Origin of the sequence: Bacillus sp. 3G2 (assembly GCF_044324725.1) — a bacterium.
GTDB lineage: Bacteria > Bacillota > Bacilli > Bacillales > Bacillaceae_G > Bacillus_A > Bacillus_A mobilis.
In genome coordinates, this window is sequence record NZ_CP172246.1 from 48,648 (window position 1) to 61,688 (window position 13,041).

Genomic DNA, 13,041 nt, shown 5'->3' on the forward strand with positions numbered 1-13,041 from the left:
GATTTGAGGTGAGAGTATGAAAATTAGACGAAGTACAAGATTAGTCGATATGACGTATTACTTGTTACAAAATCCTCGTCAGCTAGTTTCTCTCACTTTTTTTGCTGAAAGGTATCAATCAGCTAAGTCTTCCATTAGTGAAGATTTAGTTATTATTAAGCAAACGTTTGAACAACAAGGGGTCGGCACATTGCAAACGATACCAGGAGCAGCAGGAGGAGTGAAATATATACCATATATAAGTGCGGAAGAGGCAGATCTCATTATTGGAGAGCTTTGTAGCCTATTTGAAAATCCAGGTCGTATTTTACCCGGTGGTTACTTATATATGACAGATCTTTTAAGTAATCCTCGTCATATTAATGGCGCAGGTCGTTTGTTTGCTTCTGTTTTTGCTAGGCAACCAATTGATGCGGTTATGACGGTGGCAACGAAGGGGATTCCACTTGCTTATGCGGTGGCAAATTACTTAGATGTACCGGTAGTAATTGCAAGAAAAGATAATAAGGTAACAGAAGGCCCAACTGTTAGTATTAACTATGTATCAGGTTCTTCTAAGCGAATTCAAACAATGACGTTAGCAAAGCGTAGCCTTCCAGAAGGATCAAATGTTTTAATTATTGATGACTTCATGAAAGCTGGCGGGACAATTCAAGGTATGATGAGTATGTTAGAAGAGTTTAAGGCTAATGTTGTTGGTATTGGTGTATTAGTAGAATCCACGGATATTGAAGAAAGACTAATTAATAATTTTGTATCATTAATTCGTCTATCAGAAGTTGATGTGAAAGAAAAAGCGATTCAAGTGGAAAAGGGAAATTATTCACTGGCACCATTTGATGAAGGGCTTGTAGAAGCTGAGTAAAAAGGTAAAGCAGATCGCTTTATCTTTTTTTTATTCTATTTATGAATTATAAAATAGATGGACAAACTGCTTTTCGTGCACTATTTTTAAAGAGTAAAAATAAATAATAAAAGGGTGAAAAAATATGAAAGTTGTTCAAACAAGTAATGCACCACAAGCAATTGGACCATATTCACAAGGGATTATTGTAAATAATATGTTTTACAGTTCAGGACAAATTCCATTAACTGCAAGTGGAGAGCTTGTAGCAGGAGACGTGACAGTACAAACAGAGCAAGTATTTCAAAATTTACAAGCGGTATTAGAAGAAGCAGGTGCTTCATTTGATTCAGTAGTAAAAACAACAGTATTCTTAAAAGATATGGATGATTTTAATGCTGTTAATGACGTATACGGCTCTTATTTCTCTACTCATAAGCCAGCTCGTTCTTGTGTACAAGTAGCAAAATTACCGAAAGATGTTTCAGTTGAAATCGAAGTAATTGCCCTAGTTAAGTAGTTCTTTGTAAGCGATAACCTCCACTAATCTCTATATTCAATTACATTAAAAATTTTTATCTTAAAAATTTTTAAAAAATTAAAGGGAAAATAGAAAATTTGTGGAATTTATACAAATATATCGCTTATTTAGAAAAGGGTGGTGAACACAAGATGGAAGTGACTGACGTAAGATTACGCCGCGTAAACACAGAAGGCCGCATGAGAGCAATTGCCTCTATTACTCTAGACCATGAATTTGTTGTTCATGATATTCGTGTAATTGATGGTAATAATGGATTATTTGTAGCAATGCCAAGCAAACGTACTCCAGATGGAGAATTCCGTGACATTGCACATCCAATTAATTCTGGTACACGCTCTAAAATTCAAGATGCGGTTTTAACAGAGTATCATCGTTTAGGCGAGTTAGAAGAGGTTGAGTTTGAAGAAGCGGGTGCTTCGTAAAATTCGAATGAAAAGGGCTTTTTAAAGAAATCCCTATAATTTTGCAACAAACTCCTGTAAGCATTTACAGGGGTTTGTTTTTTTTTGGAGTTTTATACATTTTACGTTCCGAAAATTCAGAATCCATTAAAATGAAGAAGAAAACTTCTAATTTTTTCAAAATCAATTTAAATAGTATAGCTTATTTCTTAAAAAAGATACTAAAGAGTAAAACATCGTATGAGAATTATGGTAAAATTTAATAGTTAAAATGTGTTTCTTGAAATATATGATGATTTAGGATAATATCGTTAATGGATAAATAGGTTGCGATGGAGGGTCTATATGTCAAACAGATTTGCAGTGATTCTAGCTGCAGGTAAAGGCACACGTATGAAGTCTAAGCTATACAAAGTGCTTCATCCTGTATGTGGAAAACCTATGGTACAACATGTTGTCGATCAAGTATCTCAATTAGGATTGCAGAAACTTGTAACAGTCGTAGGACATGGTGCTGAAATGGTACAAGAACAGCTAGGAAACGTAAGTGAGTTTGCATTACAAGCAGAACAACTTGGTACAGCGCATGCTGTAGATCAAGCTGCAAGTGTACTTGCAAATGAAGAAGGAACAACTTTAGTTATTTGTGGTGATACGCCGCTAATAACTGCTGAAACGATGGAATCATTGCTTCAGCAACATAAAGAAGCAGGGGCAATGGCAACGGTGCTAACAGCTTACATAGAAGAGCCTGCTGGATATGGTCGTATCGTTCGTAACGAGAATGGTCATGTTGAAAAGATTGTTGAGCATAAGGATGCAAATGAGAAAGAATTAGCTATTAAAGAAATCAATACAGGTACGTATTGTTTTGATAATAAAGCTTTATTCGCTTCGCTTTCTAAAGTTTCAAATGATAACGTACAAGGTGAATATTACCTGCCAGATGTTATTGAGATTTTAAAAAATGAAGGTCACATTGTATCGGCTTATCAAACAGAGCACTTCGATGAAACGTTAGGTGTTAACGACAGAGTCGCTCTATCGCAAGCGGAAATTATTATGAAAAACCGTATCAACCGAAAGAACATGGTAAATGGTGTTACGATTATTGATCCAAGTAACACGTATATTTCTGCTGATGCAATTATCGGTAGTGATACAGTTCTTCATCCAGGAACAATTATTGAGGGGAACACTGTAATCGGTTCTGATTGTGAAATTGGACCGCATACAGTAATTCGCGATAGTGAAATTGGAGATCGTACGACAATTCGTCAATCTACTGTACATGATAGTAAACTTGGTACAGAAGTATCGGTTGGTCCATTTGCACATATTCGTCCAGATTCAGTTATTGGAGATGAAGTACGCGTTGGAAACTTCGTGGAAATCAAAAAAACTGTTTTTGGTAATAGAAGTAAAGCTTCACACTTAAGTTATATCGGGGATGCACAAGTTGGAGAAGACGTGAATCTTGGTTGTGGTTCAATTACGGTGAACTATGACGGTAAGAATAAATTCAAAACTGTGATTGGTAACGGGGTATTTATTGGATGTAATTCAAACCTTGTTGCTCCTGTAACAGTTGAAGATGGTGCTTATGTGGCAGCAGGCTCTACAATTACAGAGAATGTTCCATCAAAAGCATTATCTGTAGCACGTGCACGTCAAGTTAACAAAGAAGACTATGTTGATCAATTGCTGAATAAGAAAAAATCATAATGTGGAGGGTTAATCTAGATGTCGACTCAATATCTAAATTCTAATTTGAAAGTATTCTCTTTAAACTCTAATAAGGAACTTGCTGAGCAAATTGCAAAGCACATTGGAGTAGGACTAGGAAAATGTTCTGTTGATCGTTTTAGTGATGGAGAAGTTCAAATTAACATTGAAGAAAGTATCCGTGGTTGCGATGTATTCATTATTCAATCTACAAGCTTCCCAGTAAACGAACATATCATGGAATTACTTATTATGATCGATGCATTAAAGCGTGCATCTGCAAAAACAATTAATATTGTTATTCCTTACTATGGTTATGCGCGTCAAGACCGTAAAGCGCGTTCTCGTGAACCAATTACATCGAAACTTGTAGCAAACTTGCTTGAAACAGCAGGTGCAACTCGTGTAATCACTCTAGATTTACATGCTCCACAAATTCAAGGGTTCTTTGATATCCCAATCGACCACTTAATGGGTGTACCGATTCTTTCAGATTACTTTGAAACAAAAGGTCTTAAAGATATCGTAATCGTGTCACCTGACCATGGTGGGGTAACTCGTGCTAGAAAAATGGCGGATCGCCTAAAAGCACCAATCGCTATTATTGATAAGCGTCGTCCTCGTCCGAACGTATCAGAGGTAATGAACATTATCGGTAATATTGAAGGTAAGACAGCAATTTTAATTGATGACATCATTGATACAGCTGGTACAATTACATTAGCAGCAAACGCTCTTGTTGAGAACGGTGCTTCTGAAGTATATGCTTGCTGTACACACCCAGTATTATCTGGTCCAGCAATTGAGCGTATCCAAAACTCAAATATTAAAGAGTTAGTTGTAACGAACTCTATCGTATTACCGGAAGATAAGAAAATCGACAAAGTACATGAACTTTCAGTTGCTCCATTAATTGGAGAAGCAATCATTCGTGTATACGAAGAAGAATCTGTAAGTGTATTATTCAATTAATTGGATAGAATGAGACGTAACCAAGATTGGTTACGTCTTTTCGTATCGAAAAAAGAAAGTAGTGGTACAAGAATGAAATTGATAGTAGGACTTGGGAACCCGGGTAGAGAATATGAATTAACAAGGCATAATATTGGATTTATGGCAATTGATGAACTTGCAAAGCGTTGGAATATTTCTTTGAATGAACAAAAATTTAAAGGAGTATTTGGTGCAGGATTTGTTAATGGGGAAAAAGTAATCTTATTAAAGCCACTTACATATATGAATTTATCTGGGGAAAGTATTCGTCCGCTCATGGATTACTATAAAATTGATGTTGAGGACTTCGTTGTTCTGTACGATGATTTAGACATTCCTGTAGGTAAATTACGCCTCCGTATGAAAGGTAGTGCTGGTGGACACAATGGTGTGAAATCAACAATTTCACATTTAGGAACACAAGAGTTTCAACGCATCCGCATGGGAATTGATCGTCCGAAAAATGGTATGAAGGTAGTAGATTACGTATTAGGACGTTTTACATCAGAAGAAATTCCTGATGTGGGTCATTCTATTGAAAAAGCAGCGGATGCATGTGAAGAATGGTTAAATAAACCTTTTCTTCAAATCATGAATACCTTCAATAGTTAAGGGTATGATTGGGAATATTTTGTTTCATTTTTACCCATACTAGTAGTAATTGGATTTTTAGGAGGCTAGTATGGAAGGTTATTATCATTGCAGACATTGCGGGAGTAATGTAGGCTCCGTTACTGCAGAAAAAGTATATAGCGACGTTTTACTTCAACTAACAGAGCAAGAAGTAGTAGAGATGATTCATTTTCATGAGAATGGAAATATATATATACAAACGATTTGTGAATCGTGTCAAGAAACGCTCGCATCTTATCCTGAGTATTATGAATATGAAAAATTTCTGCAATAAAATGTTGTCGCTTTGGCATGTCCAAAGCATTTTTCTGTTTTCTTTTTCCGAAATATTTGCATAAAATATAGTGGCTTGCTCTTTATGTTGAGAGGGGTTTTGAAAATGATAGGTTTATTAGAGCAATTTTATAAAAATGAAGAGATCCAATCGGTTATTAATGGATTAGAAGATGGTTTAAAAGAACAGCTTGTATCAGGTATGGCAACCTCTTCTCGTTCGTTATTAATGGCGGCCTTATATAAAAAAACAAAAAAATCACAACTTATTGTGACGCATAATTTATATCAAGCGCAAAAAGTACATGAAGATTTAGTGGCGTTACTTGGTGAAAAAGATGTGTGGTTATACCCAGTAAATGAATTGATAGCATCAGAAATTGGTGTTGCAAGCCCAGAATTGAAGGCGCAACGTATTGAAGTATTGAATCGTTTAGCTGCAGGAGAGAATGGGATTATTGTAGCACCGGTTGCAGGACTACGCAGATTTTTGCCAATGAAAGAATTGTGGAAGCAAAGGCAAATCGAAATTAATCTAGGGCAAGAGATTGATTTAGATACATTCTTGCATACTTTACATCATATTGGTTATGAGCGTAAGTCGATGGTAGAGGCTCCTGGGGAATTCAGCTTGCGCGGGGGAATATTAGATATTTATCCGTTAACTGAAGAATTACCATTTCGTATTGAATTTTTCGACACAGAAGTTGATTCTATTCGATTATTTGATGTGGATGAACAGCGCTCTCAAGATAAAAAAGAAAGTGTTAGATTTGGTCCAGCAACAGAGTTTTTATTTTCACAGGAAGAATTGAAGTCGGGAATTAAGCGTCTTGAGGAAGGCTTGACTAAGACGATGCAAAAACTTTCCGATGATAAATTGAAGACTACAGTGCTTGAGACGGTAAGTCATGAAATTGAGATGTTAAAAAACGGGCAAAGTATAGAACAGATGTTTAAATATTTATCTATTTTCTATAACGAACCTGCTAGTCTGATAGATTATTTACCAGAAGATGGTATTGTGGTTTTAGATGAGATTTCCCGTATTCAAGAAACAGCATCACATCTTGAAACGGAAGAGGCGGAATGGTATATCTCACTTCTTGGTGAGGGAACAATTATTCAAGATTTATCTTTCTCACACTCGTTTGAGGAATTTCTTCATCATAAAAAAAGAAGTTTTGTATATTTAACGTTATTCTTACGTCATATAGCACATACACATCCGCAAAATATTGTGAATGTGACATGTAAAACAATGCAAGATTTCCATGGGCAGATGCAGTTGTTAAAAACTGAAATTGATAGATGGAACGAAGGGCATTTTACGACTGTTGTGCTCGGAACTGATGATGAACGTGTGAAAAAATTACAACATATTTTAAGTGATTATGATATTGAGGCAGATATCGTAGAGGGCACAGATATATTATTGCCTGGAAGGTTACAAATTGCTGTAGGTGATTTACATGCGGGATTTGAAATGCCGATGCAAAAGCTTGTTGTTATTACTGAAAAAGAGCTTTTTCATAAGAAAGTTAAAAAATCACAACGTAAGCAAAAGTTATCTAATGCTGAACGTATTAAAAGTTATTCGGAATTAAAAGTTGGAGATTATGTAGTTCATGTTAATCATGGTATAGGTAAATTCTTAGGTATCGAGACGTTAGAGATTAATGGCGTTCATAAAGATTACTTGAATATTAAATATCAAGGTAATGATAAGTTATACGTTCCAATTGAACAAATTGACCAAGTGCAAAAATATGTAGGGTCTGAAGGTAAGGATCCTAAAGTTTATAAATTGGGCGGAAATGACTGGAAAAAGGTCAAAACGAAAGTTGAAAAATCTGTACAAGACATTGCGGATGACCTAATTAAATTATATGCTGAACGCGAAGCTTCAAAGGGTTATGCATATACACCAGATACGGCAGAACAACAAGAATTTGAATCTTCTTTCCCGTATCAAGAGACAGAGGATCAATTACGTTCTATTGAAGAGATTAAGAAAGATATGGAACGTGGACGTCCGATGGATAGGCTTCTTTGTGGTGATGTAGGTTATGGAAAAACGGAAGTAGCTATCCGTGCGGCATTTAAGGCAATTATGGATGAAAAACAAGTTGCCATTTTAGTGCCGACAACGATCCTTGCACAACAACACTATGAAACAATTCGAGAGCGTTTTCAAGATTATCCAATCAATATAGGATTATTAAGTAGATTCCGTACGAGAAAACAGCAAAATGAAACAATTAAAGGCTTGAAAGATGGCACGGTAGATATCGTAATTGGAACGCATCGTATTTTATCTAAAGATGTTACTTATAAAGATTTAGGTCTTCTTATTATTGATGAAGAACAAAGGTTTGGTGTAACGCATAAAGAAAAAATTAAACAATTAAAAGCAAATGTTGACGTATTAACATTAACGGCAACTCCGATTCCGCGTACACTCCATATGTCTATGCTTGGTGTGCGTGACTTATCTGTTATTGAGACACCACCAGAAAATCGTTTCCCAGTTCAAACGTATGTAGTAGAGTATAATCCAGCGTTAATGCGAGAAGCGATAGAACGAGAGCTTGCAAGAGGTGGGCAAATTTACTTCCTATATAATCGTGTGGAGGATATCGAAAGAAAAGCAGATGAAATTTCGATGTTAGTTCCAGATGCACGTGTAACTTATGCACATGGGAAAATGAACGAAAGTGAATTAGAGTCTGTTATGCTATCGTTTTTAGAGGGACAGCATGATGTTCTTGTAAGTACAACAATTATTGAGACGGGTGTAGATATTCCGAATGTAAATACGTTAATTGTATTTGATGCAGATCGTATGGGATTATCGCAGCTGTATCAGCTTCGTGGGCGTGTCGGACGTTCTAATCGTGTTGCATATGCATACTTTGCATACAAACGAGATAAAGTGTTATCAGAAGTTGCAGAGAGGCGCCTACAAGCCATTAAAGAGTTCACAGAGCTTGGATCAGGTTTCAAGATTGCGATGAGAGACTTATCTATTCGTGGTGCAGGTAACTTGTTAGGTGCCGAACAGCATGGATTTATTGATTCTGTCGGATTTGATCTATATTCTCAAATGTTAAAAGATGCAATTGAACAGCGTAGAGGAACAGATGGGGTTGAAAATACAGTTAATGTTGAAATTGATTTAGAAGTAGATGCATATTTACCAGATGCTTATATTTCAGATAGTAAACAAAAAATTATGATGTATAAACAGTTTAGAGGTGTTTCTGCAATGGAGGATATTGAAGAGTTGCAGGAAGAGATGATAGATAGATTTGGTGATTACCCGCAAGAAGTTGGTTATTTATTACAAATTGCAAATATTAAAGTATTGGCAATGAAAGAACAAATTGAGTTAATTAAGCAAAATAAATTTGAAGTAACGATTCTGTTCTCAGAACAAGCAAGTCAAAATATTGATGGCGGAAAATTATTCATGCTTGGAAATAGTTTTGGACGTATGATTGGTTTAGGGATGGAAGGATCACAATTGAAAATCGTTATGAAAACAAATGGCTTAGAGACATCGAAGTGGTTAACAATTGCTGAAAATTTATTAAAAGGCCTACCAGATGTAAAAAAAGAAGTCATAAATGCCTAATATTAGATAAAAAAATACAATTCGGCGTGCATAGAAGAACTAATGTGTAAAATACTATGTCTAACAGTTGGTGATTTTTACATGAACAGGTAAATTCACCACTTTCATCATCAGTAGAAAGTGAGGCAGCATTAGAATGAAAGCAACTGGAATCGTACGTCGAATTGATGATTTAGGTAGGGTAGTAATCCCGAAGGAAATTCGTAGAACTTTACGTATTCGAGAAGGAGACCCATTAGAAATATTTGTTGATCGCGATGGAGAAGTGATTTTGAAGAAATATTCTCCGATTAGTGAACTAGGTGATTTTGCAAAAGAATATACGGAAGCTTTATACGATAGCTTAGGACATAATGTGCTTGTATGCGATCGTGATTCTATTATCGCGGTAGCAGGCATATCTAAAAAAGAATACTTAAATAAAAGCGTTGGCGATTTAATTGAGAAGACAATGGAAGATCGTAAGTCTGTAATTATGACGGATGAAAGCGAAATTTCAATTATTGATGGAGTAACAGAAAAAGTTAGTTCCTATACAATTGGCCCGATTGTTGCGAATGGGGATCCAATTGGAGCTGTTATTATCTTCTCTAAAGAGGCCATTATAAGTGAAGTAGAGCATAAGTCAGTAAATACAGCTGCGAGCTTTTTAGCGAAACAAATGGAGCAGTAAGGCCATATCGAATTTTAGAAGTAGCAATCTTTCCTAATTATGATATTTCTTCTGGAGAAATCAATTATTTGGAGATATATGTATATTGAAAAAAGGTAGCGCTTTGCTACCTTTTTTCGTTGAACATTTCTAGCGTTGCACGAATGTATTATTACTCGTGTAGGTAAGGAAGCTTGTCCTTTTCTTTATGATATAATACGAGGGGTGAGAATAGAAAAAGGAGTTTTCTTGTATGGAATCGAAGAAGTATCAAGCCTTTTGGCGTGGGGCTATTATATTAACAATCGCAAGTTTTGTTACAAAAGTATTAAGCGCTTTTTACCGTATTCCATATCAAAATATAGCGGGTGATATTGGTTTTTATATTTACCAACAAATTTATCCGTTTTATGGATTTTGTTTAATTTTAGCTACTTATGGATTCCCCATTATAATTTCAAAAATGGTTGCGGAACGATTAGAGCGAGGGAAACAAAAAGAAGCAGAAGAAATTATTTGTGTATCTTTTTGGTTTTTATTAGGAATTGGTTTCATAGGCTTTTTTACATTGTTTTTTGGTGCCGAAGCAATTGCAACAGCTATGGGCGATATACACTTAGATAAGTTATTACGTGTTATTTCATTTTCATTCATATTGATGCCGTTTCTATCTGTAGCAAGAGGATATTTTCAGGGGTTCAATAATATGATGCCAACAGCTGTTTCGCAAGTGATAGAACAAACGATTCGTGTTTCTATTATTGTATTTTTATCTCTATTCCTAATTGCTCACGGATTTGATTTATATACAGTCGGTGCAGGTGCTATGTTAGGTTCAATCGCAGGCGGACTGATTGGGATTATCGTACTTGTACTTTATATGCGTCATGACTTTCGTTCTATATTCTTTAAAAGTATAAAGAGGATTAAGGGCAAAAAGAGGATCATTAAAATTCTGTTTTGGCAGGGATTGGCGATTTGTGTTAGTAACTTAGTACTTATTTTTATACAAATGGCTGATTCTGTTTCCTTCTATTCCTTACTTATTGGGGCAGGAGAGCCAGCTGAAAGTGCAAAGGTATTAAAAGGTGTGTATGACAGAAGTATCCCGCTTATGCAATTAGGGACTGTCGTGACAACTTCTTTCTCGTTGTCGCTTATTCCAATCATTACAGCGGCGAAGGAAAGAGGAGATCTTTCCTTTATTCGAGAAAAGGTAAAGTTAGCAATGAAAATAACATTTGTTATTGGATTTGCAGCGGCCATTGGATTAACTTGTATTATTCAGCCTACGAATATTATGCTGTTTGAAAATAGTGATGGGTCAGATGTTTTATCCATTTTATCTTTATCTATTTTATTTAGTTCATTGTCGATTACAACTGCTTCTATTTTGCAAGGGCTAGGACAAACATTAAAACCAGCAATATTCGTTATATTTGGGGGTTGTTTAAAGTTAGCTTTAAATTATATATTAATGCCGTATTTTGGTGTGAAGGGAGCTGCAATCGCAACGCTAGTTGCGTTAATTGTAATTTCTGTGTTAAATAGTGCATTACTTATGCAAGCCGTGTCTGAATCGCTCATCGATAAACGTAATATGTTAGGTGTAGTTATTAGTGGTATCGGTATGGGATTTGTATTAATAATGTTTATGCGTGTGATGCAAATGTCTGGATTAGTAATTGATACGGAACATAGAGGAATCGCGACAATTGAGGCATTGTTAGGTGTAGCTATCGGTGGATTGGCATATATGTTTTTAATTTTAAAATTACGTGTATTTACAAAAGCGGAAATAGGAACCGTGATGAAAAAAGAGAAAAAAGAAGGTTCATTGAAGAAGAGTGGATAGAGGTGGCAGGTTGTGAGTGGAATCATTACTATTTTAGGATTAGGTGCTGGTGAGTTAGATCAGTTAACGATGGGTGTATATCGAAAAATAAAAGAAGCAGATCATATGTTTGTTAGAACGAAGGAACATCCCGTTATAGAAGAGTTGGAGAAAGAAGGTATACAATATACAGCCTTTGACAGTGTATATGAAGCACATGATACATTTGAAATTGTATATGAAACAATTGCGAATACATTGTTAGAACAAGCTGAAGGCACAGAAATCATCTATGCCGTGCCAGGGCATCCGCTTGTAGCGGAAAGGACAGTTCAGCTACTATTGGAAAAAGGCGAAGTAGCGAATGTTGAAGTGCGCATTGAAGGTGGACAAAGTTTCCTTGATCCTATGTTTGCAAGTCTAAAGATTGATCCGATTGAAGGATTCCAATTAATTGATGCTACATCATTTGAAAGAGGGCAATTAGAATTACGTCAACATTTAATCTTTTGCCAAGTATATGACGCATTCGTTGCATCTGATGTGAAATTAACATTAATGGAGATGCTGCCAGATGATTATGAAGTGTATATCGTAACAGCTGCAGGGACTTCATTTGAACAAGTTAAAAAGGTGCCGTTGTACATGTTAGATCATGAAACGGAATTAAATAATTTAACGAGTGTATATGTACCACCAGTTCAGGAACGTGCGTCCTTGTATCAACAGTTTGATGTGCTTAGAGAAATTATTGCAGACCTTCGTGGACCAAATGGTTGTCCGTGGGATAAAAAGCAAACACATCAATCTTTAAAGAAGTATTTAATTGAGGAAGCTTATGAAGTGTTAGAAGCAATTGATGAAGAGGATGATGACCACTTAGTAGAAGAACTGGGTGATGTATTATTACAAGTTATGCTACATGCCCAAATCGGAGAGGACGAAGGTTGGTTCTCTATAGATGATATTATTCGAACTTTATCTGAGAAAATGGTTCGTCGTCATCCGCATGTATTTGGGAATACAGATGTAAATAGTGCCGATGAAGTACTTGCTAATTGGGAAGAAATTAAAAAACAAGAAAAAGGATTCGTGAAAGAATCTGTTTTAAATGGAGTTCCAAAAAGTTTGCCACAGTTACTACGCGCTTATGAAATTCAGAAAAAAGCTGGCAAGGTTGGTTTTGATTGGGTTGATGTACAACCGATGATAGAAAAAGCTTTAGAAGAATGGCAAGAGTTCCAACAAGAAGTTACAAACATGGATGAGGCGAAGATGTTAGGTGAATTCGGCGATTTACTATTTGCATTCGTAAATATTGCTCGTCATTATAAAATAGATCCCGAAGAAGCGTTACATGCAACGAATGAGAAATTCGTCGGTCGTTTCTTATACATGGAAGCAAAAGTAGCTGAAATGAATAAAGAGATGCAAGATTTATCATTAGAGCAGTTAGATGTTTTATGGGAAGAGGCAAAACAAACAGAGCGTTAATAGGGGGATTT

Annotated in this window: 11 protein-coding genes; all 11 read left to right on the plus strand. The window is 35.8% G+C overall.

Annotated features, from left to right (window positions below; translation table 11 throughout):
• Window positions 1-16 precede the first annotated feature (16 nt).
• The gene (purR, locus tag ACHZK0_RS00265) at window positions 17-865 is read left to right on the plus strand and encodes a pur operon repressor (protein ID WP_061678916.1); all 849 of its coding nucleotides are present in this window, start codon (window positions 17-19) and stop codon (window positions 863-865) included.
• A 124-nt stretch (window positions 866-989) separates the two neighbouring features.
• Window positions 990-1,364 carry a RidA family protein gene (locus ACHZK0_RS00270; RefSeq protein ID WP_048542187.1) on the plus strand — a complete coding sequence of 125 codons (375 nt, stop codon included), beginning with the start codon at window positions 990-992 and terminating at the stop codon, window positions 1,362-1,364.
• 152 nt (window positions 1,365-1,516) lie between these two features.
• On the plus strand, window positions 1,517-1,810 hold the full coding sequence (gene spoVG, locus ACHZK0_RS00275) for a septation regulator SpoVG (protein ID WP_000454041.1): 294 nt from the start codon (window positions 1,517-1,519) through the stop codon (window positions 1,808-1,810).
• A 324-nt stretch (window positions 1,811-2,134) separates the two neighbouring features.
• Window positions 2,135-3,514, plus strand: coding sequence for a bifunctional UDP-N-acetylglucosamine diphosphorylase/glucosamine-1-phosphate N-acetyltransferase GlmU (gene glmU, locus ACHZK0_RS00280; RefSeq protein ID WP_061678915.1), 1,380 nt, complete (start codon window positions 2,135-2,137; stop codon window positions 3,512-3,514).
• An 18-nt stretch (window positions 3,515-3,532) separates the two neighbouring features.
• Entirely contained in the window at window positions 3,533-4,486 is a 954-nt protein-coding gene (locus ACHZK0_RS00285) for a ribose-phosphate diphosphokinase (protein WP_002174555.1), read from the plus strand.
• Window positions 4,487-4,558: 72 nt separating this feature from the next.
• The gene (pth, locus tag ACHZK0_RS00290) at window positions 4,559-5,119 is read left to right on the plus strand and encodes an aminoacyl-tRNA hydrolase (protein WP_080000234.1); all 561 of its coding nucleotides are present in this window, start codon (window positions 4,559-4,561) and stop codon (window positions 5,117-5,119) included.
• A gap of 70 nt (window positions 5,120-5,189) precedes the next feature.
• Complete coding sequence (locus tag ACHZK0_RS00295) at window positions 5,190-5,414, plus strand: anti-sigma-F factor Fin family protein (protein WP_262742140.1); 225 nt, start codon at window positions 5,190-5,192, stop codon at window positions 5,412-5,414.
• 105 nt (window positions 5,415-5,519) lie between these two features.
• Complete coding sequence (gene mfd / locus ACHZK0_RS00300) at window positions 5,520-9,050, plus strand: transcription-repair coupling factor (RefSeq protein WP_262742139.1); 3,531 nt, start codon at window positions 5,520-5,522, stop codon at window positions 9,048-9,050.
• Window positions 9,051-9,186: 136 nt separating this feature from the next.
• Window positions 9,187-9,723, plus strand: coding sequence for a stage V sporulation protein T (spoVT, locus tag ACHZK0_RS00305; protein ID WP_000648309.1), 537 nt, complete (start codon window positions 9,187-9,189; stop codon window positions 9,721-9,723).
• 232 nt (window positions 9,724-9,955) lie between these two features.
• Window positions 9,956-11,557: a putative polysaccharide biosynthesis protein gene (locus tag ACHZK0_RS00310; protein WP_262742138.1), complete on the plus strand. Its 1,602-nt coding sequence runs from the start codon at window positions 9,956-9,958 to the stop codon at window positions 11,555-11,557.
• 12 nt (window positions 11,558-11,569) lie between these two features.
• Entirely contained in the window at window positions 11,570-13,030 is a 1,461-nt protein-coding gene (mazG, locus tag ACHZK0_RS00315) for a nucleoside triphosphate pyrophosphohydrolase (protein ID WP_395761064.1), read from the plus strand.
• Window positions 13,031-13,041 lie beyond the last annotated feature (11 nt).